General features: G+C 65.1%; 23 protein-coding genes. 18 read left to right on the top strand and 5 right to left on the bottom strand.

Annotation, left to right across the window (positions count from 1 at the left end):
- The first annotated feature begins 23 nt into the window (after positions 1–23).
- Together J3E61_RS05235 and J3E61_RS05230 are read left to right on the top strand one after the other, a co-directional pair.
- Entirely contained in the window at positions 24–860 is an 837-nt protein-coding gene (locus J3E61_RS05235; protein ID WP_210082848.1) for an SDR family NAD(P)-dependent oxidoreductase, read from the top strand.
- 50 nt (positions 861–910) lie between these two features.
- Positions 911–1,540: a TetR family transcriptional regulator gene (locus J3E61_RS05230; protein ID WP_192725184.1), complete on the top strand. Its 630-nt coding sequence runs from the start codon at positions 911–913 to the stop codon at positions 1,538–1,540.
- Here the strand turns inward: J3E61_RS05230 and J3E61_RS05225 are convergent.
- Positions 1,537–2,379 carry a DUF429 domain-containing protein gene (locus J3E61_RS05225; RefSeq protein WP_210082847.1) on the bottom strand — a complete coding sequence of 281 codons (843 nt, stop codon included), beginning with the start codon at positions 2,377–2,379 and terminating at the stop codon, positions 1,537–1,539. The genes J3E61_RS05230 and J3E61_RS05225 overlap by 4 nt on opposite strands.
- Before the next feature lie 40 nt (positions 2,380–2,419).
- Here J3E61_RS05225 and J3E61_RS05220 point away from each other — a divergent pair, with 40 nt between their 5' ends.
- Genes J3E61_RS05220 through J3E61_RS05205 form a run of 4 tightly spaced genes read left to right on the top strand, consistent with a single transcriptional unit; the run spans position 2,420 to position 6,457 of the window.
- On the top strand, positions 2,420–3,838 hold the full coding sequence (locus tag J3E61_RS05220) for an adenylosuccinate lyase (protein WP_210082846.1): 1,419 nt from the start codon (positions 2,420–2,422) through the stop codon (positions 3,836–3,838).
- An 8-nt stretch (positions 3,839–3,846) separates the two neighbouring features.
- Positions 3,847–5,064 carry a cytochrome P450 gene (locus J3E61_RS05215; RefSeq protein ID WP_210085438.1) on the top strand — a complete coding sequence of 406 codons (1,218 nt, stop codon included), beginning with the start codon at positions 3,847–3,849 and terminating at the stop codon, positions 5,062–5,064.
- Complete coding sequence (locus J3E61_RS05210; protein ID WP_210082845.1) at positions 5,061–5,540, top strand: RidA family protein; 480 nt, start codon at positions 5,061–5,063, stop codon at positions 5,538–5,540. The genes J3E61_RS05215 and J3E61_RS05210 overlap by 4 nt, the downstream gene beginning before the upstream one ends.
- Positions 5,537–6,457: a tellurite resistance/C4-dicarboxylate transporter family protein gene (locus J3E61_RS05205; protein ID WP_210082844.1), complete on the top strand. Its 921-nt coding sequence runs from the start codon at positions 5,537–5,539 to the stop codon at positions 6,455–6,457. The genes J3E61_RS05210 and J3E61_RS05205 overlap by 4 nt, the downstream gene beginning before the upstream one ends.
- Here the strand turns inward: J3E61_RS05205 and J3E61_RS05200 are convergent.
- Both J3E61_RS05200 and J3E61_RS05195 read right to left on the bottom strand, forming a co-directional pair.
- Positions 6,378–7,244 (bottom strand): DUF559 domain-containing protein, encoded by an 867-nt coding sequence (locus tag J3E61_RS05200; protein WP_210082843.1) that lies wholly within the window; start codon positions 7,242–7,244, stop codon positions 6,378–6,380. The genes J3E61_RS05205 and J3E61_RS05200 overlap by 80 nt on opposite strands.
- A gap of 99 nt (positions 7,245–7,343) precedes the next feature.
- Complete coding sequence (locus J3E61_RS05195; protein WP_210082842.1) at positions 7,344–7,961, bottom strand: hypothetical protein; 618 nt, start codon at positions 7,959–7,961, stop codon at positions 7,344–7,346.
- Positions 7,962–7,991: 30 nt separating this feature from the next.
- Between J3E61_RS05195 and J3E61_RS05190 the strand changes: the two genes are divergently transcribed.
- A complete protein-coding gene (locus J3E61_RS05190; protein ID WP_210082841.1) occupies positions 7,992–8,879 on the top strand; it encodes a phosphoribosylaminoimidazolesuccinocarboxamide synthase in 888 nt (295 codons plus the stop codon).
- Entirely contained in the window at positions 8,876–10,981 is a 2,106-nt protein-coding gene (locus tag J3E61_RS05185; RefSeq protein WP_210082840.1) for a S9 family peptidase, read from the top strand. Before J3E61_RS05190 ends, J3E61_RS05185 begins: the two co-directional genes overlap by 4 nt.
- Here J3E61_RS05185 and J3E61_RS05180 read toward each other — a convergent pair.
- Positions 10,940–11,389, bottom strand: coding sequence for a DoxX family protein (locus J3E61_RS05180; RefSeq protein WP_192724211.1), 450 nt, complete (start codon positions 11,387–11,389; stop codon positions 10,940–10,942). The two genes, J3E61_RS05185 and J3E61_RS05180, sit on opposite strands and share 42 nt — an antisense overlap.
- Positions 11,390–11,472: 83 nt before the next feature.
- On the opposite strand from J3E61_RS05180, the gene J3E61_RS05175 reads away from it, so the two are divergent.
- From J3E61_RS05175 to J3E61_RS05160, 4 genes are all read left to right on the top strand, one after another.
- A complete protein-coding gene (locus tag J3E61_RS05175) occupies positions 11,473–12,030 on the top strand; it encodes a WHG domain-containing protein (RefSeq protein WP_192724210.1) in 558 nt (185 codons plus the stop codon).
- A 9-nt stretch (positions 12,031–12,039) separates the two neighbouring features.
- A complete protein-coding gene (locus tag J3E61_RS05170; RefSeq protein ID WP_210082839.1) occupies positions 12,040–12,531 on the top strand; it encodes a glutathione peroxidase in 492 nt (163 codons plus the stop codon).
- A gap of 63 nt (positions 12,532–12,594) precedes the next feature.
- Positions 12,595–13,299, top strand: coding sequence for a DUF2334 domain-containing protein (locus J3E61_RS05165; RefSeq protein WP_210082838.1), 705 nt, complete (start codon positions 12,595–12,597; stop codon positions 13,297–13,299).
- A gap of 24 nt (positions 13,300–13,323) precedes the next feature.
- Positions 13,324–14,967 carry an FAD-binding dehydrogenase gene (locus J3E61_RS05160; protein ID WP_210082837.1) on the top strand — a complete coding sequence of 548 codons (1,644 nt, stop codon included), beginning with the start codon at positions 13,324–13,326 and terminating at the stop codon, positions 14,965–14,967.
- On the opposite strand, the gene J3E61_RS05155 is transcribed toward J3E61_RS05160, so the two are convergent.
- Complete coding sequence (locus tag J3E61_RS05155) at positions 14,964–15,617, bottom strand: MBL fold metallo-hydrolase (RefSeq protein ID WP_210082836.1); 654 nt, start codon at positions 15,615–15,617, stop codon at positions 14,964–14,966. The genes J3E61_RS05160 and J3E61_RS05155 overlap by 4 nt on opposite strands.
- A gap of 45 nt (positions 15,618–15,662) precedes the next feature.
- Here J3E61_RS05155 and J3E61_RS05150 point away from each other — a divergent pair, with 45 nt between their 5' ends.
- The 6 genes from J3E61_RS05150 (at position 15,663) to J3E61_RS05125 (ending at position 19,819) form a co-directional block, all read left to right on the top strand.
- On the top strand, positions 15,663–16,343 hold the full coding sequence (locus J3E61_RS05150; protein WP_210082835.1) for an ATPase: 681 nt from the start codon (positions 15,663–15,665) through the stop codon (positions 16,341–16,343).
- A 27-nt stretch (positions 16,344–16,370) separates the two neighbouring features.
- Positions 16,371–16,610, top strand: coding sequence for a phosphoribosylformylglycinamidine synthase subunit PurS (gene purS / locus J3E61_RS05145; RefSeq protein WP_192724204.1), 240 nt, complete (start codon positions 16,371–16,373; stop codon positions 16,608–16,610).
- Positions 16,607–17,281 carry a phosphoribosylformylglycinamidine synthase subunit PurQ gene (purQ, locus tag J3E61_RS05140; RefSeq protein ID WP_192724203.1) on the top strand — a complete coding sequence of 225 codons (675 nt, stop codon included), beginning with the start codon at positions 16,607–16,609 and terminating at the stop codon, positions 17,279–17,281. Before purS ends, purQ begins: the two co-directional genes overlap by 4 nt.
- A 185-nt stretch (positions 17,282–17,466) precedes the next feature.
- A complete protein-coding gene (locus J3E61_RS05135; RefSeq protein WP_210082834.1) occupies positions 17,467–17,751 on the top strand; it encodes a hypothetical protein in 285 nt (94 codons plus the stop codon).
- 23 nt (positions 17,752–17,774) lie between these two features.
- Complete coding sequence (locus J3E61_RS05130) at positions 17,775–19,097, top strand: hypothetical protein (RefSeq protein ID WP_210082833.1); 1,323 nt, start codon at positions 17,775–17,777, stop codon at positions 19,095–19,097.
- Positions 19,094–19,819: a hypothetical protein gene (locus tag J3E61_RS05125; protein WP_210082832.1), complete on the top strand. Its 726-nt coding sequence runs from the start codon at positions 19,094–19,096 to the stop codon at positions 19,817–19,819. Before J3E61_RS05130 ends, J3E61_RS05125 begins: the two co-directional genes overlap by 4 nt.
- Positions 19,820–19,949 lie beyond the last annotated feature (130 nt).

Here is a 19,949-nt window from a genome sequence, read left to right as displayed (position 1 = left end):
GCTAAGTCTACGTCTGTAGACATATGACATCGAAGGTTTGGTTCATCACCGGAAGTTCCCGCGGCTTCGGCGCCGAGTTGGTGCGCGCCGTCCTCGCCAACGGCGATAGCGTCGTCGCCACCGCACGTAAGCCGGAGCAACTGCGTGCGCTCGTTGCGGGATATGAGGACCGCGCGCGCGTTTTCGCTCTGGACGTGACCGACGCCGACGCCGCCGTCGCCGCACTCGAATTCGCCGTCGCCGAGTTCGGTCGCATCGACGTCGTCGTCAACAACGCCGGCTACGCGAACAGCGCGCCCATCGAGGAAACCGACCCTGTCGACTTCCGCGCCCAGATCGAGGCCAACCTGTTCGGTGTTGTAAACGTCACTCGCGCAGCGCTACCCGTGTTGCGGGCGCAGCGATCCGGTGTGTTCGTTCAGTTTTCGTCGATCGGCGGCCGCGTCGGTGGCACTCCTGGCCTTGGCGCATATCAGACGGCGAAGTTCGCCGTCGAGGGTTTCTCCGAAGTGCTCGCCAACGAGGTGGCTGCGTTCGGGCTGAAGGTGATCATCGTCGAACCCGGCGCGTTCCGCACCGATTGGATGGGCTCATCGATGACGATGCACGAGCCGGGCGCCGACTACCGAGAAGCGATTTCGTTCATTCATGAATTGCGCAGAACCGCCAACGGAACTCAGCCCGGCGACCCGGCGCGCGCCGCACGCATCATCATCGATGTCGTCGAATCACCCGAGCCGCCACGGCGCCTGCTGCTCGGCAGCGACGCCGTCGAACTAGCACTGGCGAATGGCACCGAGCGCAACGAGGAGGCCCGGCAGTGGGCGGCCGTCAGCCGCAGCGCCGACTTCCCTGAGTAAAGCCTGATGATTAGCCGAAAGCGCGATGCCGCAAGGCCGTGACTGGCAGCATGCTAGAGGTGACGGCAGCAGTCACTCCTAAGGGAGAACGTCGGCGGTATGCGCTGGTGAGCGCGGCCGCTGATCTGCTGTGCGAGGGTGGCTTCGACGCGGTGCGGCACCGCGCCGTCGCCCGCCGGGCGGGGTTGCCGCTGGCGTCGACGACGTACTACTTCTCGTCGCTCGACGACCTCATCGCCAAGGCCGTAGAACACGCCGGAACGCGTGAGGCCGAACAGTTGCGGTCGCGGGTTTCGGTGCTGTCGCGGCGGCGTCGCGGTGCGGAGGCCACGGCCGATCTGTTAGTTGATTTGTTGGTCGGCGAGGCCAACGGGCTGCGGGTCACCGAGCAGTTGATCTCACGCTATGAGCGATACATCGCCTGCGCGCGCCAGCCCGGGCTGCGCGAGATCGAACGACGGATTCTGCAGCAGCGCACCGACGCTGTGGTCGAGGTCGTCGAGAGGTCGGGCCGCGCAGTGCGCGCCGAACTTCTCACCGCGCTGGTGTGCGCTGTCGACGGCGCCGTGGTGGCGGCGTTGGTTGGCGACGGCGACGGCCCGCGTGCGACGGCCCGCGCGACACTGATCGATGTGATCGATGTGCTCGCACCGATCGACGAACCGGCGGTGTCCGCCTAGCGCAGCGCCTCGCGGATCGCGGTCAATTCTTTCTGCGCGTCCTCGAGTAGCTCCATCGCACGGATGAGCCGATTCTCGAGTGACGACCGACTGCCTTTGCGCTCCGGAACTGTAGAGGTCCTGACGGGCAGCGTCGGCGTCACGATGTAGCCGTTTTCGTAGTCGCCGTAGATGGTCACGTCCTCCGGCCGGTGATACCAGTACAGCGCGACGTAGGCGGCGATGACCGCGTCGACCGGATCCTCGTCCCTGTCGAGTTGACTCGGTTTGGTGGCGGCCCCGACCCTTCTGCGGAGTTCGACCCACGAGACGCTGCGATTCGCGCGAAGCCTCGGTGTTGCGTTGTCGAGTCCCTCGATCAGCGTCATCAGCTTGAGCAACTCGCGCTGGCGTTCGTCGAACGGCCCCTTCTTGTACTTCAACGTCTTCTCGAGGTTGAAGAGGACGACGGTGGCCGGGTGCGGGTAGACCTCGATGGCCCGCCGGTTCGCGTTCGAGCCCGGATCCATGTCGAGACCGAGGTTGGCTGCCAGCACCGCGGCGCGCGGCGGATTGAAAAGGGGATTGGTGGTGTTGGCCGGATATGCGCCCGCATCGAATTTCTGGAAGTCGCGGTTGAACGCGGTCTCGGCGGCCCGATATCCGGTCGGGTTGTTCACGATCAGCGGCGCGTCGATGGCAACCACGCAGTCGTCGCCGGTGAACGGGGCCACCGCGTCGATGATGCTGGCGTCGTCCTCGGCGATGCCGACGTGAAGCAGGCGCCCGTCGGAGTCGATTGCGGCCACCCCGGTCTGCTTCTTTTCGCCCCACGCAAGATCCAGCCCAACAAAGTGCATGCGCCTAGCCTGCCTTATCCGGGCCGTAAGCTGTGTGTCTGTGACGATCCCCAATGTGCTGGCCAACCGGTATGCCAGCGAGGAAATGGTGGCGATCTGGTCGCCGGAGGCCAAGGTCGTCGCCGAGCGTCGGCTGTGGCTGGCGGTGCTTCGGGCGCAGGCCTCGTTGGGCGTCGACGTACCCGACGGCGTGGTCTCCGATTACGAGCGGGTTCTCGAGGACGTCGACCTATCGTCGATCGCCGAGCGCGAACGGGTGCTACGTCACGACGTGAAGGCTCGCATCGAGGAATTCAACGCCCTGGCCGGCCACGAGCACGTGCACAAGGGCATGACTTCTCGTGATCTGACCGAGAACGTCGAGCAACTGCAGATCCGCCGGTCCTTGGAACTTGTTTTCGCGCACGGCGTCGCGGTGGTGGCGCGGTTGGCCGAACGGGCGATCAGCTACCGCGATCTGGTGATGGCGGGCCGCAGCCACAACGTCGCTGCGCAGGCGACGACGCTCGGCAAGCGATTCGCATCGGCGGCCGAGGAGATGCTGTTGGCCTTGGAACGGCTTCGGGGGCTGATCGACCGATATCCGTTGCGCGGCATCAAAGGTCCGATGGGCACCGCACAGGACATGCTGGACCTGTTCTCCGGTGATACGTCTCGGCTGGCCGAGCTGGAGCGGCGGGTTGCCGAATTCCTCGGCTTCACAGACATTTTCACCAGCGTCGGCCAGGTGTATCCGCGGTCGCTGGACCACGACGTGGTGTCGGCCTTGGTTCAGCTGGGCGCGGGGCCGTCGTCGCTGGCGCACACCATCCGGCTGATGGCGGGCCACGAGTTGGTGACCGAGGGATTCGCCCCGGGCCAGGTCGGTTCGTCGGCCATGCCGCACAAGATGAACACCCGGTCCTGTGAACGGGTGAACGGGCTGCAAGTGGTGCTGCGCGGCTATGGGTCGATGGCGGCCGAATTGGCAGGCGCGCAATGGAACGAGGGCGACGTGTTCTGCTCGGTGGTGCGCCGGGTCGCGCTGCCCGACGCGTTCTTCGCGATCGACGGGCAGATCGAGACGTTCCTGACGGTGCTCGACGAGTTCGGCGCGTACCCCGCGGTGATCCAACGTGAACTCGACCGCTATCTGCCGTTCCTGGCCACCACGCGGATCCTGATCGCCGCGGTGCGCGCGGGGATGGGCCGCGAAGCCGCGCACGAGGTGATCAAGGAGCACGCGGTCGCGGTGGCGTTGGCGATGCGCGAGAAGGGTTCGGAGCCCGACCTTTTGGATCGGTTGGCGGCCGATCCGCGGCTGCCGCTGGACCGTCCGGCTCTTGACGCGGCGCTGGCGGACAAGCAGGCGTTCACCGGCGCCGCGGGCGACCAGGTCGACCGGGTGGTGGACGCGGTCGACGATCTGGTGGGCCGCTATCCCGAGGCGGCAAAGTACACCTCGGGTGCAATCCTGTGAGTTCGTCGTTGTCTGGGTCTTCGGAGTTATCGGAGATCGACTTCACCGATCTGGACAACTTCGCATCCGGCTTCCCGCACGCGCTGTTTGAGGTGCATCGACGCGAGGCGCCGGTGTACTGGCATGTCGCAACCGAGCACACCCCCGATGGGGAGGGCTTCTGGTCGGTGGCCACGCACGCGGAAACGCTTGCGGTGTTTCGTGATCCGGTTACCTTCTCGTCGGTGACCGGGGGGTCGCGGCCGTTCGGCGGCACTCTGTTACAGGATCTGTCGATCGCGGGACAGGTTTTGAACATGATGGATGATCCGCGGCACTCGGAGATCCGCCGACTGGTCAGTTCGGGGTTGACGCCGCGGATGATCGCTCGGGTCGAGGACGATCTGCGGGCGCGGGCTCGTCGTCTGCTGGACGCGGTGGTGCCCGGCTCGCCGTTCGACTTCCTGGTCGAGATCGCCGCCGAACTGCCAATGCAGATGATCTGCATTCTGCTGGGAGTGCCTGAGTCCGAACGGCATTGGCTGTTTCACGCCATCGAGCCGCAGTTCGACTTCGGCGGCTCACGTAAGGCATCCGTTGGGCAGTTGACGGCCGAGGAGGCCGGCTCGCGGATGTACACCTACGGCCAGGAGTTGATTGCGTCGAAGCGGGCCAAGCCGACTGACGACATGCTGTCGGTGGTCGCCAACGCCGGCGGGCTTTCGGATCTCGAACTGTACTTGTTCTTCAGCCTGCTGTTCAGCGCCGGTGCGGAGACCACGCGTAACGCCGTTGCCGGCGGGCTGCTGGCATTGGCTGAACATCCCGCCCAGTTGGCGTTGTTGCGTTCGGATCTTGCGCTGCTGCCGACGGCGATCGAGGAGATGGTGCGGTGGACGTCGCCGTCGCCGTCCAAGCGCCGCACCGCCACTCGCGACGTCTCGTTGGGTGGTTGCCTGATCGAGGCCGGGCAGAAGGTGCAGATCTGGGAAGGGTCAGCCAACCGCGACTCGTTGGTGTTCGCGAATGCCGATTCGTTCGACGTCACGCGTAAACCCAATCCGCACTTAGGGTTTGGCCAGGGCGTGCACTACTGTCTCGGTGCGAACCTGGCCCGACTGGAACTGAGAGTGCTGTTCGAGGAGCTGCTCGGCCGCTTCTCGTCAGTGCAGGTGGTCAAGCCCGTTGAGTGGACACGAAGCAACCGTCACACCGGCATTCGGCATCTGGAGGTCGAGCTGCGATGACATTCGACCAGCGCGTCTCCGAACTCGGCCTGCAGTTGCCGCCGGAGCCGTTGCTCCCACCGGGGGTCCGGATTCCGTTCGAGTGGGTGCGGCTGGTGGATTCGCGGTGTGTGCTCAGCGGCCATGGCGCGCTTGGTTTGGATGGCGCGCCTGCGGGTCCTTTCGGGCGGGTGCCGAGCGAGGTGTCGTTGGAGGCCGCCCAGGAGTCTGCGCGGCTGACGGTGCTGGCGATGCTGAGTTCTTTACGTATCGCGTTGGGATCGCTTGACCGCGTGCGTGATTGGGTGACTCTGACCGGGTTCGTCAACGCGGATCCCGGCTATCCGCAAACGACGGCGGTGCTCAACCCCGCCTCGGACCTATTGCTCGAAGTGTTCGGCGAACACGGCAGACATGCGCGAGCCGCGATCGGGGCGGGCGCGCTGCCGCTGAACCTGCCGGTGATCATGTCGGCAGAGGTGATCGTCACGCCGTGAAACCCGATGCGTTCGCGGCGGTCATGGCGACCGGCATCGTGTCGATCGCGGCTCTGGACCACGGCTTTGACGTCATCAGCGAGGTATTGATCGTGCTGGCCGCCGTGGCGCTGCCAGTGCTCATCGTCGGCGTCGCAATCACGTGGAAACGCGAGTCGTGGAGGCTCACGGATCTCGATGTCTCCCTTGGGTTGTGCACGTATGTCGCGGCGTGTGCGGTCGTCGGTGCACGCCTGGCCGAACACCGATGGGTGCTGTGGGCACTCGCCGGAATGGCGCTGCAGGGGTGGCTTTCGTTGGCGCCCGTGATCGCGCGGCGGATGTGGCGCGACCGCCCGGGCCTGCGTGACCATGCGCGTGGCGGGTGGGAGTTGGCCAGCGTCGCGACGTCGGCCGTGGCGATATTGGTGGCGGACATGCGGATCGTGTTCTGGGCGCTGGTGTTGTGGGCGCTCGCGATCGTCGTGTACCTGATGATGACGGGGCTGATCGTCTGGCGGGCGGCGAATGATTCGTCTGCGCCGGAGTTGGCCCAGCCCGACATCTGGATTGTGATGGGTGGCGCGGCCGTCGCGACTCTGGCAGGCGATCACATCCATAAGGCCGGGTTGACGGTTGTCTGGCCGGTGACGGTGGTGACGTGGATTGTTGCGACGGCGTGGATCCCGGTACTGATCTATGTGGTACTGCGCAGACGAGTTGGACTGGCGTGGCCTGCGGTGTTTCCTCTCGGGATGTACGCATCGGCGACATATGCCACCGCCGTCGAGACCGGCTGGCGGTGGCTGACGACAGTGTCGCTGGTGTTCTTCTGGATCTCGTTTGCCGCGTGGATGCTCACTGCGCTGCGAGCCCTCTCGCGAATCGGATCTCCGCCAGCACCCGCTGGGGGTACTCGGTTAGATCTAGCCACGTGAATCGCAGCACCTTCCAGCCGTGCAGCGCGATCTTGTTCTGTCGTTCGCGATCTGTTTGGAAATCTTCCTGGCTGCTGTGAAAGGCCCAGCCGTCGGTCTCGACGGCGACCCTCTGGCCAGGAAACGCGACGTCGATTTTGAACCCGGCGAGCGGATAGTTGGCTTTCCACCCGGTTATGTTGTTGTCGCGCAACAGCTTGATCAGCAGGCGCTCGGCTTCTGATCGCGCACCGTCGGATGCGGCGTGCAACAGTCGCCGCGCGGCGGGTGAGCCGTGGCGGCCCTTGTTGCGCAGGTGCGCATTCCATAGCTGCGGGAGCTCGACATGACGCTGGAGCGCCGAGTCCATCAGCTTGGCGCCACCGCCGCGTCGCGTGGCGGCCTCGAGGACCGTCAACGGCAGCGCTGTCACTCTCAGCCCGTTCCGCTCGACAATGTCCTTAGGCGCCAGGTCGCGCCGACGAGTTCGGACACCGGGTCGGTGTCGATGATTGCTCACCTTCGGAACGGTTACTTCGACGACCTCCGGAGCGTATCGAGTAACACCGTGCCACCAAGCGGCGGCGAGTCCGCTCGCGGTTGCGTTCGTGCCGTAGGACCAAACCGCCACACGAACTCGCGACGCGTCGGTGAATGGTCGATCGTCAGCGAAAAACACGCCTGGCGAACAACGCAGCCATCGGCCCGCGAGGACTCGTCTGCGGACTGCATCATGGCTGAGCCCTGCGCGCATGGCTTGAGCGAGGGTTATTACGCCATCGTGTTGGCGTAGATACTCGTCGACCACATTCAGGGTGGACGCGTCGCACGCCCTACGGGTTCCACGTCCAGCGATTCGTGCACGAAAATCCGCGCTCGCCGCGTGAAAACGTGCACAAATCGCGGGTTAGCGGCGGAGGCGGACGCCTGCCGCGCGGAGTTCCAGGGCCGCGAGGCCGTGGATCGCCGCGCTGTCGTGGCTGCGCCACGCTCCGACCGGATCATCGTGGATGGCCGCGAGCTTGGCCAGCGGTCGATTCGCCAGCGCGCGCAGCGCCAGCAGTTGCTCGCCTGCCGGCGTCGCCGCCAACGTCAACGCCGTCCACTTGCGACGGAAAAACCGCACCCGCAGGAACAGCCAGGGCATTGCGACGAAGAGGATGGGCGGCGCGGCCACGGCAATGGCCAGTACCCACGCCAGCCACGACGCCGTGGTGTCCAGGCTGTGGCCTGCCCCGGCGATATCGAGCGCGGCGTGGCTGGCTGCCCGCAGCGGCTTGCTCAACGCGTCGCCGATGAGCGGGAAGTCGTCGGTGCGATCACCAGCGGAGTCGAGGTTGTCGGCCACGCCGTTCGCCCCCGTCTCGACCTGACGGCCGACCTCGGCGATGGTCGACACCGCGGAGTGCACCGCAATCCCGACCAGCACCCAGATAGTCGACCAGGCGATCACGACCGCGTCGCTGATCAGCTGCCCGAGCAGCCGCGTCGGGGTGGTGGCATAAGGCACGTAACGGGACGTCATGGCATTGATCCCAGCAGATAGGCTGGCCCGATGCGCCCGTCTCTGTCGGACTACGAACATCTGGCCAGCGGCAAGGTTCGCGAGCTGTACCGCGTCGACGACGAGACCCTGCTGTTCGTCGCCACGGACCGGATCTCCGCCTACGACTACATCCTCGACTCCGAGATACCCGACAAGGGCCGAATCCTGACCGCGATGAGCGTGTTCTTCTTCGACTACGTCAAGACGCCCAACCATCTGGCAGGCCCGCCCGACGATGAACGCATCCCGCAGGAGGTGCTTGGCCGAGCGCTGGTGGTGCAGGAGCTGGAAATGTTGCCTGTCGAGGCCGTCGCCCGCGGATATCTGACCGGCTCGGGCCTGATCGATTACCAGAAAACCGGCAAGTTGTGCGGCATCGCGCTGCCACCAGGACTGACGGAAGCCAGCAAGTTCGCCCAACCGCTGTTCACCCCGGCCACCAAAGCCGAACTGGGACAACATGATGAGAACATCAGCTTCGTCGACGTGATCGAGCTCGTCGGTGCGGTGCGGGCCAACCAGTTGCGCGAGAAGACCCTGCAGACCTATATCCAGGGTGCCGATCACGCGTTGACGAAGGGAATCATCGTCGCGGACACCAAGTTCGAGTTCGGTGTTGACAAGCACGGCAACATGCGGCTGGCCGACGAGGTGTTCACTCCCGACTCCAGCAGGTACTGGCGCGCCGACGAGTACAAAGAAGGCGTCACCCAGCAGAGCTTCGACAAGCAGTTCGTCCGCAACTGGCTCACCGGCCCTGAGTCAGGATGGGACCGCAACGGCGACAAGCCGCCGCCCGCGCTGCCGCCAGATATCGTCGACGCCACCCGAGCCCGTTATATCGAGGCCTACGAACGTATCTCGGGCCTCAAATTCAGCGACTGGATCAAGCCGTGAAACCACCCGAAGCAAAGCGCGTCGAGCACCGCCGCGAGTACCACGGCGACGTGTTCATCGATCCCTACGAATGGCTGCGCGACAAGGACAATCCCGAAGTCGTCGAATATCTCAAGGCCGAGAACGAGTACACCGACCACACGACCGAACGGCTGGCGCCGCTGCGGCAGAAGATCTTCGACGAGATCAAGGCCCGCACCAAGGAAACCGATCTGTCGGTGCCGACTCGCCGCGGCGAGTGGTGGTACTACGGCAGAAGCTTTGAAGGCAAGCAGTACAGCGTGCAATGTCGTTGCCCCGTCACCGATCTCGACGACTGGGTGCCGCCGCAGTTCGACGAGGACACCGAGATCCCCGGCGAGCAGATCCTGCTCGACGAGAACATCGAAGCCGAAGGTCACGACTTCTTCGCGCTCGGCGCAGCAGGCGTGAGCCTGGACGGCAACATCCTGGCTTACTCTGTTGACGTCAAGGGTGACGAACGATACACGTTGCGGTTCAAGGACTTGCGCACCGGTTCGCTGTACGACGACGAGATCGTCGGCATCGGCGCCGGTGCCACCTGGGCCGCGGACAACCGCACTGTCTACTACGTCACGGTGGACGAGGCTTGGCGACCGGACACCGTGTGGCGGCACCGACTCGGCTCCGGTCTGCCCGCTGAGAAGGTGTACCACGAACCCGATGAGAAGTTCTGGCTCGCGGTCGGCCGCACGCGAAGCAACAAGTACGTCATCATCGCGGCCGGTAGCGCCGTCACCACCGAAATGCGATACGCCGACGCTACCGACGGCACTGCCGAATTCACCGTCATCTGGCCGCGCCGTGAGCTGGTCGAGTATTCCGTCGAGCATGCGATTGTCGGCGGCGAGGACCGGTTTCTGATCCTGCACAACGACGGCGCCGAGAACTTCACGCTCGTCGAGGCTCCGGTCAGCGATCCCAACACATTTCGCACGTTGATCGAGCATCGCGACGATGTCCGGCTCGACTCGGTCGACGCGTTTGAGCGCCATCTCGTGGTCAGTTACCGCAGCGAGGCGCTGCCCCGGATTCAGCTCTGGCCGATCTACGCCGACGGTGATTACGGCCATCCCGAGGACATCACCTTCGACTCTGAGCTGATGTCGGCCGGCATTTCGGCCAACCCGAACTGGAGCTCGCCCAAGCTGCGGATCGGCGCGACGTCGTTCGTGATTCCGGTGCGCATCTATGACATCGACCTCGCCAGCGGTGAACGCACGCTGCTGCGAGAGCAGCCGGTGCTCGGCGACTACCACCCTGATGAGTATGTGGAGCGGCGCGACTGGGCCGTGGCTCCAGACGGTGCGCGGGTGCCGATTTCGATCGTTCACCGCATCGGCGTGCCCTATCCGGCGCCGACGCTGCTGTACGGCTACGGCGCCTACGAGTCGTGCGAGGATCCACGGTTTTCGATCGCCCGGCTGTCGCTGCTGGACCGCGGCATGGTGTTCGCGGTCGCGCACGTGCGCGGCGGCGGGGAGCTCGGCAGGCCGTGGTACGAACACGGCAAGCTGCTGGAGAAGAGGAACACCTTCACCGATTTCATCGTCGTGGCAGGCCATCTCATCCAGACCGACGTGACGCGGCCGGAGAACCTGGTCGCCTTCGGTGGCAGCGCAGGCGGCTTGCTGATGGGCGCCGTCGCGAACATGGCACCCGAGCTCTTCTCGGGCATTCTGGCCGCGGTGCCGTTCGTCGACGCGTTGACCACCATCCTCGACCCGTCGCTGCCACTGACCGTTACCGAATGGGACGAGTGGGGAAACCCGTTGCAAGACAAGGACGTCTACTACTACATGAAGTCCTACTCGCCCTACGAGAACATCGAGGCGAAGAATTATCCGCCGATACTGGCGATGACGTCGTTGAACGACACCAGGGTGCTCTATGTCGAGCCCGCGAAATGGGTTGCAGCGCTTCGCCACACCAAGACCGACGATCACCCGGTGTTGCTCAAGACCGAGATGAACGCCGGCCACGGTGGAATCAGCGGACGTTACGAACGCTGGAAAGAAGCCGCATTCCAGTACGCCTGGCTACTGGATGCTGCCAAGGCCAACCACGACGGCAGCGGCTAGGTACACGACCTCCTCGACCGTGCGCACGTCCAGCCGCGAGGTCATCGACTTCGGCGGGTTGGGCATCCGTGCGGCGTAGATGTTGGCGGGGAACATCACCAACATCAGCACGAACAGGCACACGGCTGCAGCCACTCGGGTCGGCGGATACAGCAGCCCGGCTGCGCCCAGTAGTTCGAGGACGCCGGTGATGGTGACGAGCATTCCGGCGGCGGGCAGCCGCGGCGGCACGATCGCGATCATGTCGCGCCGAAGCGGGTTCACGAAGTGCGCGACGCCGGTCATCACGAACATCGCGGCGAGTCCGACGGCGAACGCCTGCGGCCAGCTGTTGACGTAGTCGACCCCAAGCCAGCCGACCACGCGGGCACCCAGCGTCCCGAGGACCAAAGTGATGATGACGGCCATCGCGGCTCCTATCTAGACAGTGACAAGATAAAACGTATCGAATAATCTAGCCACTGTCAAGATTTGGCGGTTAGGATGTCGTAATGAGCAGGGACACCTACCACCACGGCGATCTGAAGGCGGTCATCCTGACCAAGGCCGCCACTCTGGTCGCCGAGCGCGGCGCCGACGGAATCTCTCTGCGCGAGCTCGCGCGAGAGGCCGGGGTATCCCACGCCGCCCCTGCGCATCACTTCACCGACCGTCGCGGCCTGTTCACGGCCTTGGCAGCCGAGGGCTGGCGGTTGCTGGCCGAGGCATTGAAAGGTGCTCGCCCGGAGTTCATCGATGCCGCGCTTGCCTATGTTCGCTTCGCGCTCGACCACCCCGGCCACTACGCGGTGATGTTCGACAGCTCCCTGCTGAATCCGGACGACCAGGAGCTGATCGCCGCGGTGGGCGCCGCTGGGACCGAGCTTGTCCAAGGCGTAGGCACGCTCGACGATTCGCGTGCCAAAGGCGATCCGCAAGCCGCGGCATTGGCGGCATGGTCTCTGGTACATGGCTTTTCGCTGCTGTGGCTCAACAAGGCCATCGATAACGAAGCGGATCCGATCGCGTTGGTGCACCGTGTTGCGGGAATGCTTTTCAAGAACGGTTAATGTGCCGGTATGACTTCGCTGAACGAGATCGCTCTGACGACGCTGGACGGGCGTCCCACCACGCTGGCCGAACTTGCCGACGGCGCTGCGCTGGTGGTGAACGTGGCCTCGAAATGCGGTCTCACGCCGCAATACACCGCGCTGGAGCAGCTGGCGAAGGACTACGGTGACCGCGGCCTGACGGTTATCGGCGTGCCGTGCAACCAGTTCATGGGCCAGGAGCCGGGCACCGCGGAGGAGATCCAGACGTTCTGCTCGACGAACTACGGTGTGACGTTCCCACTGCTGGCCAAGACCGACGTCAACGGCGATGACCGCCACCCGCTCTACGCAGAACTGACCAAGGCCGCCGACGACAGCGGCGAGGCGGGCGACATCCAATGGAATTTCGAGAAGTTCCTGCTCGCACCGGGCGGCCGGGTGGTCAACCGGTTCCGGCCACGGACGGCTCCGGATGCGCCAGAGGTGATCACGGCCATCGAGGCCGTCCTGCCGCGATAGATGGTCAACTGCTGACCACGTGTTGTAAACCGTTGGGACACCTGAGGTTGCCACACTGAACACGTGGCTGGACAACTGATCGTCTCGGTTTCCGGGATCAGCGACCGCACAGTTGCCGACGTCGACGCGTTCTGCCGTCGGCTCGACGAGCGCGATGTGCCCGTCTCATTTCTGGTCGCTCCGCGGATCAAGGGCGGCTACCGCCTCGACTCCGATGCGCCGACGGTCGAGTGGCTGGCGCAGCGGCGTGAGCAAGGCGATGCCATCGTCTTGCACGGCTTCGACGAGGCGGCTACCAAGAAACGGCGCGGCGAGTTCGCGACATTGCCTGCACACGAAGCCAATTTGCGGCTGATGGCGGCCGACCGGGTGCTCGAACACCTGGGGCTGCGGACCCGGTTGTTCGCCGCGCCGGGCTGGACGGTTTCGCAGGGCACTGTAACTATGTTGCCCCGCAATGGCTTTCGACTGCTGGCCAGCCTGAGCGGCATCACGGATCTGGTTCGTCAGACTACGGTGCAGGGCCGCGTGCTCGGCATCGGCGAGGGGTTCTTGAGCGAGCCATGGTGGTGTCGGACGCTGGTGCTTTCGGCGGACCGCACTGCGCGGCGCGACGGTGTCGTCCGCGTCGCGGTCGCCGCGCGGCACCTGCGCAGGCCGGGACCACGGCAGGCCATGCTCGACGCCGTCGACCTGGCGCTGATGCATCAGTGCGTGCCTGCCGTCTACCACTGGGATCCGTATCCAGCGCTCACCGACGCAGCCTGACTCGAGACCGCTACATTGGCGGCCATGGCTGACGCTGATGTGATCGTGGTGGGTGCCGGGCTGGCCGGCTTGGTTGCCGCCTGTGAGCTGGTCGAACGAGGGCGCAGCGTGCTGATCGTCGATCAGGAGAACGCCAACAACCTCGGTGGTCAGGCGTTCTGGTCCTTCGGCGGGCTGTTCTTCGTCGACAGCCCCGAACAGCGTCGGCTGGGTATTCGCGACAGCCACGAACTGGCGCTGCAGGACTGGCTGGGCACGGCGGGCTTCGACCGGCCCGAGGACCACTGGCCGCGGCAGTGGGCGCATGCCTATGTCGACTTCGCGGCGGGGGAGAAGCGCAGTTGGCTGCGGGAGCGGGGGCTGCAGACCTTTCCGCTCGTCGGGTGGGCTGAGCGCGGCGGCTATGACGCCCGCGGCCATGGCAACTCGGTGCCGCGGTTCCACATCACATGGGGGACTGGCCCGGCGATCGTCGACGTTTTCGCGCGCCGGCTGTTAGGCAATGCGAAGGTGCGGTTCGCCTACAGGCACCGCGTCGACGAGTTGATCGTCGACGGCGGTGCGGTTACCGGTGTACGTGGCGCGGTGCTGGAGCCGACGACGGTCGCGCGCGGTGTGGCGTCGTCACGAAACACCTTCGGCGACTTCGAATTTCGCGCACAGGCGGTGATCGTCGCCAGCGGCGGTATCGGCGGCAATCACGACCTGGTCCGGCAGAACTGGCCCAAGCGGATGGGCCGGGTGCCCGAACAGTTGCTGTCCGGTGTGCCCGCGCATGTCGACGGTCGGATGATCGGCATCACCGAATCCGCTGGGGCCCGCGTCATCAATGCCGACCGGATGTGGCATTACACCGAGGGCATCACGAACTACGACCCGATCTGGCCGCTGCACGGGATCCGGATCATCCCGGGGCCGTCCTCGCTGTGGCTGGACGCCCACGGCAAGCGGTTGCCGTCGCCGTTGTATCCGGGCTTCGACACGCTCGGCACGCTCGAGTACATCTCGCAGACCGGACAGGACTACACCTGGTATCTGCTCAATGCGCGGATCATCGGAAAGGAGTTCGGGCTCTCCGGGCAGGAGCAGAACCCCGATCTCACCGGCCGCAGCGTGCGTGACGTGCTGTCCCGGGGGCGGGGAGGCGCGCCGGCGCCAGTACAGGCGTTCGTCGACAAGGGAGTCGACTTCGTCAGCGCAAACTCCTTGCGCGACTTGGTGTCCGCGATGAACGATGTCCCTGACGTGTTGCCGCTCGACTACGGCACTGTCGAGGCGGAGGTCACCGCCCGCGATCGGGAGGTGGCCAATCGGTTCACGAAGGACACCCAGATCGCCTGGATCAGGCTGGCGCGCAACTATCTTGGCGACCGGGTCGCCCGCGTCGCCGCACCGCACCGGCTCACCGACCCGAAGGCGGGTCCGCTGATCGCGGTGAAGCTGCACATTCTGACGCGTAAGTCATTGGGCGGCTTGGAGACCGACCTCGACTCCCGGGCGCTGCGCCCTGACGGCACTGTGTTCGACGGGCTGTATGCAGCGGGTGAGGCAGCCGGTTTCGGTGGCGGCGGCGTGCACGGCTATCGCTCCTTGGAGGGCACGTTCCTTGGCGGATGCGTGTTCTCGGGTCGGGCGGCGGGACGGGCCGCGGCGCGGGCGACGGCCTAGAACTCCCTGCTGCTTTCCTCCTCGAGCACCTGGAAGTCGGTGTCAGTCATCTCGGACAGCCGTCCGTAGTAGATGCCGCGGGCGTTCGGTTCGATGATCGCCTGGTGGATCGGCACCGCGCGGGCGGGCGCGACCGCGCGCAGATACTCGACGGCCTCCGAGATCTTCATCCATGGCGCGGCGGCCGGGGTGGCGAGCACGTCGACGGGCTCGCCAGGGGTGAACAGCGCGTCGCCGGGATGCATCAACCGTGCGGCGTGCGCACCGTCGCCGACCAGATACGAAATGTTGTCGATCACAGGGATTTCCGGGTGGATCACGGCGTGCCGACCGCCGACGCCGCGCACCGTCAAGTGGCCGACGCTGAACTCGTCACCGACGTGCACGGCCTTCCACGGGCCGCCCAGCTGCTGAGCGGTCTGCGGGTCCGCGTACAGCGCGGCCTGCGGGTTGGCATCGACGAGGGCCGGCAGTCGTTCTGTATCGGCGTGGTCGGGGTGCTGGTGGGTGATCAGGATCGCCGACAGGCCGGTGATCCCCTCGAATCCGTGCGAGAAGTTCCCAGGATCGAACAACACCGTCGTGTCCTCACCGGATTCGCCCTTGAAATTTGCGAGTAAGCATGAATGGCCGAAATGCGTCAATTGCATGCCTATATTGTGGCGCGCAAGGGGCGAGCAGGGGGAAGTTAAGCGGTGCGATTGCTACTGGCGATGGCAATGGTGACCTGCGGGTTGGCTGTCGCCCCGACTGCGGCCTGGCCTGCCCACGCGGTGCCAGGCGTGTGCCCGCCGATCTGCGACGCGATCCCCGATTCGGCGTGGATCGCGCCGACGTCCATCCCGCTGTATCCGGTCTATCGCTGGCCAGGACTGGCAGGACTGGCGGTGACGGCGCCGTCGCCGCGCTTCGGCTTCGAGGCGATGTGCGGCAGCCCGTTGGTTGCCAACGACCCTCGTGCGTACGCGGTGGCAGCGCGGTCGGTCGTGCTGCACGAGCAGGGCCAGTGGAACCTGTTGGTGCAGGTGATGCATTGGCGCGGTGACTCCGCGACGGGCGGCCCGACGGCGCTGACCGCGCTGGGGACCGCCAGGTCACGACTGCAGGGCTGCCAGTCGACGGCCGCGGGAGTCTCGCCTTCGATCACCACTGATGAGCCGCGCCGGATTGCTGCCGTGATCAGCGATGCGGGGCATCAGGTCATGCACGAGTACTTGCTGGCCCACCCCGAGAGCAGCACCGTCGTCGAACTGGCCATGTGGTCGACGCTGCCCCCGCGAGTCGACTGGCCTGGGGTCGCCGACGCGCAGCTCTTCGATGCGATGGCCGCGCCACTGTGCGACGCGTACCTCGGATCGTGCCGGTCGGGTGGTTGAGCAGTAGCCGCAGGTAGAGTGATCGCCGTGGCAAGGGTGGTGGTGCACGTGATGCCCAAGGCGGAGATCCTGGACCCGCAAGGGCAGGCGATCGTCGGCGCGCTGGGTCGTCTCGGCTTCGACGGTGTGTCAGATGTCCGGCAGGGCAAGCGATTCGAGCTCGAGGTCGACGACAGCATCGACGACGAGACCCTGGCCGAAATCGCCGAATCTCTGTTGGCGAACACGGTCATCGAGGACTTCAGCGTCAGCAGGGAGCAATCGTGACCGCGCGAGTGGGCGTGATCACATTCCCGGGCACCCTTGACGACGTCGACGCGGCACGGGCGGTTCGACTGGCAGGCGCCGAGGCGGTCAGCCTGTGGCACGCCGATGCCGACCTCAAGGGCGTCGACGCTGTTGTGGTGCCCGGTGGTTTCTCGTACGGCGACTATCTGCGATGCGGTGCGATCGCGAAGTTCGCACCTGTGATGGGCGAGGTCGTCCGCGGCGCGGAGCAGGGACTGCCAGTGTTGGGGATTTGCAACGGTTTTCAGGTGCTGTGCGAGGCGGGCCTGCTGCCGGGCGCGTTGACGCGTAACGCGGGCCTGCACTTCGTCTGCCGCGATCTGTGGCTCGAGGTGGCGTCGAATTCGTCGGCGTGGACCTCGCGTTACGACGTCGGCGCCGACATCCTGGTGCCGCTGAAGTCCGGGGAGGGCCGCTACGTCGCCAGCGAGCAGGTGCTCGACGAACTCGAGGGCGACGGCCGGGTGGTGTTCCGCTACCGCGACAATCCCAACGGATCGATGCGTGACATCGCCGGTATCAGCTCGGCCAACGGCCGCGTCGTCGGCTTGATGCCGCATCCAGAGCACGCCACCGAGGCGTTGACTGGTCCGTCCGACGACGGCCTCGGCCTGTTCTACTCCGCGCTGGATCTGGTGCTCGCGGCCTAACCTCCCGAACCGCCGAGCGTGCGTGTCTGCACACGACACGCGGGCGGATGTTGGCATTTTGCGCACACTCGATGGGAAGCCAAGGTGCGCAAATTGATGTCAGGGGCCCTCTCTGCCCCGTGTTAGGTTCGCATCGGTGGTCGCTGTCACGGCGCCGCCCGGCTTGGTGAACCACGGGAGTATTGGTGCTTGTCGATCCAGAAGTGTTGCGCGCCTTCGCTGCTCAAGTTGATGCCATCGCGGCGACGATCAGTGGAATCGACGTTGGTAATACCTCAACAACTGCGGCCGACGGGTTGCCGGGGTCGGAGACGCAGTGGGCGGCTCGCCAGGTCGGCCACCACCTGGGGCTCGCGGCAAAGGACATCGTGAAGGACATCACGTCCATGGGCCAAGCCGTCCGCGGTGCTGGCGACCGTTACGAGGTCGACGACCACGCGCTGGCAGGCACCCTCAAACAGCTGTTCTGATCTTGCTGCCTTCACGTTCGCGGTTGCAGAGCTGGAACCCTGAGTCGCTGTTGGCGCCGGCATCGACCATCAGGGCCGCCGGAGGATCGATTTACACCGCGGTCCGCGATCTCGATGATCGAATCGACCGGATGCCTGAGGCGCGGGGATGGGGCGGTGAGGCTCACGCCGCGGCCGCGGACATGTTCGGTCGAGCGACTGACAGGGCGTCACGATTCAAAAACTATGCCGAAGCTTTTGCCGGCGCTCTGGAAAAAGGCAGTTCGTCGATCGGTGGGGCCAGGGCCAAGCTATTGGCGACCGCCGAGGAAATCGACAGCGGACCACTGAACGTCACTGACCAGTGGGTCGTGATGATCGACCCGGCGGAGATGTCAGCGGAGAAGGCCGCTCAACTGCAGAAGGAAGCCGAAGCGGCCCAGGGCGAGGTCAACGGGCTGTTGGAGGCCGTTGACGAAGCCGACGCGTCGACCGCTCGGGCGTTGCTGGTAACGAGGGCAGGCGCTGGATCGGTTTTCACGAATCTGGAGTACGGGCCTCCCGGTCCGGTGCCGCCCCTCCCCGGCGACGACGTGGCAGATCCGAGAACAGAGGAGGGGAGGCAGTTCCAGGAAATCGCCCGTGCTCAGGACATGGCGTCGACGGTCCGCGAAGTCAGCCACTCAGTGGACAAGGACGGCAACCAGATCACCACGTTCACGATGCTGGACGGCAGCAAACAGGTAACGACGGAGTACATCGACCAAGGCTTGCCCAGCGAGCAGGTGTACCCGGCGGGGACGATCACGGTGCTGCACACCGACAAGAACGGGAAAACGGTATCGCTGACGTCGACCATTCCGCGTGAGGACGGCGGCAAGTCGACCGAGGTGTGGTACGGCGATGGAACGCACGTCGTGATGTCGGAAACCGCCGACGGAGTCCGCACCGGTAGCTGCACGACGCCTGACGGTCGGCACGCCGTATTGCCGGACTCGTTCTTCAACGACCCGATTCCCACATTGGCCGGCGGTGCGCTCTCGGGGCTGGAAACCAAAGCCGACAAAGGCATTCCGGGGCTGTCGATGGCGGAACTGGAGAAGGTCAAAGCCGGCGCGAAATGGGGTGGGCCGGCGCTGGGCATCGCGACGATGGCCTACAACATGGTGACGGCGGATACCTTGTACGACCGCTGCGTTGCCGCGTGGTCCGGTGGTGTTGGGGTGGCCGGAGGTCTTGCAACCTCTGTTGTCGTGGGAGCCATACCGGGAGTCGGTCCAATCGCGGCGTTCGGCGCAAACACGGCGGGCGGCTTCGTCTTCGGATACGTGGGGGAATTGGTCGGCAACGTAATGTGCGCGCCGTGAAGTCGTCGCTCGCTACCGCCTACCTGTGGATTCTTTTCGGCCCGTTGGGCATTTTCTGCCTCATTTGGGCATTCGTCTACATCGCGCGCGGAGAGTACCTATCGGCCGTCGTGGCACTGGGATTCGCGGTCTTCACGCTGGGCTTGATATTGATGCTGGCCGTCGTCGCCCTGCGAAAAGTGAAGGCACGCATCCAGCGTGAGAGTGATGGAATCATGGTGCGGCCGGACCGGCGAGTGGACACCCTTTTGATGGCTTCGACCTTCGGGGCGTTCCTCGGGATGGCGTGCTACGCCGTCTTCGCACCTCTCGATATGATCGCTATTCGCGTGCCACGCAACGACGTGAGGTACTTCGTGTTCGCTTGTGCCGCCGCAACGTTGGTAGGCGTTTTCAGCGTGCTGCAGATAATCAGGCGACGCGGGCCGAGTTATGTTCGAATGACGGTCGACAACCTGGAGTTGGGAAACACCGTGAACTCGGCGCTGCGAGCATGGGACGAAGTGACAGATGTCGCGGACAGAGCCCAGAACTCGCGCCGCCCCAGTGGAACCACCTATATCACAACCACCGATGGGCGTACTCGAATCTTGCCCTCTGACTCGTACACACCAGGCGGTCACGCGCTGCGGGAGTTTGTGCGCCACTACTGGAAACATCCCGACGACCGCCAGGAACTAACCGAGGGCCGGGCTCTGCGGCGGCTCGAGACAGAATCCTGAGGCACGAATGATGCTGAAACTCCTGTGCCTCATCGCAGCCTGGCTCGTGTTGGTCGGCTGCGGTGGCCGCGCTGCAGAGGAGCAGCCGCATGCCGCACCGTCGGTGACGGGCCTGCCGCAACAGACTCTG

This window comes from Mycobacterium sp. OAE908, from assembly GCF_017872775.1.
In the GTDB taxonomy this organism is placed as follows: domain Bacteria; phylum Actinomycetota; class Actinomycetes; order Mycobacteriales; family Mycobacteriaceae; genus Mycobacterium.
Note: the sequence above shows the minus strand (reverse complement) of the source record. Positions and strands in the feature narration are given on the sequence as shown.

Coding starts and splice junctions, on each gene's coding strand:
- J3E61_RS05170 (WP_210082839.1), top strand. CDS start 12,040: ATGACTTCGCTGAACGAGATCGCTCTGACGACGCTGGACGGGCGTCCC.
- J3E61_RS05190 (WP_210082841.1), top strand. CDS start 7,992: ATGCGCCCGTCTCTGTCGGACTACGAACATCTGGCCAGCGGCAAGGTT.
- J3E61_RS05180 (WP_192724211.1), bottom strand. CDS start 11,389: ATGGCCGTCATCATCACTTTGGTCCTCGGGACGCTGGGTGCCCGCGTG.
- J3E61_RS05160 (WP_210082837.1), top strand. CDS start 13,324: ATGGCTGACGCTGATGTGATCGTGGTGGGTGCCGGGCTGGCCGGCTTG.
- J3E61_RS05155 (WP_210082836.1), bottom strand. CDS start 15,617: ATGCAATTGACGCATTTCGGCCATTCATGCTTACTCGCAAATTTCAAG.
- J3E61_RS05225 (WP_210082847.1), bottom strand. CDS start 2,379: ATGCACTTTGTTGGGCTGGATCTTGCGTGGGGCGAAAAGAAGCAGACC.
- J3E61_RS05230 (WP_192725184.1), top strand. CDS start 911: ATGCTAGAGGTGACGGCAGCAGTCACTCCTAAGGGAGAACGTCGGCGG.
- J3E61_RS05235 (WP_210082848.1), top strand. CDS start 24: ATGACATCGAAGGTTTGGTTCATCACCGGAAGTTCCCGCGGCTTCGGC.
- J3E61_RS05210 (WP_210082845.1), top strand. CDS start 5,061: ATGACATTCGACCAGCGCGTCTCCGAACTCGGCCTGCAGTTGCCGCCG.
- J3E61_RS05195 (WP_210082842.1), bottom strand. CDS start 7,961: ATGACGTCCCGTTACGTGCCTTATGCCACCACCCCGACGCGGCTGCTC.
- J3E61_RS05175 (WP_192724210.1), top strand. CDS start 11,473: ATGAGCAGGGACACCTACCACCACGGCGATCTGAAGGCGGTCATCCTG.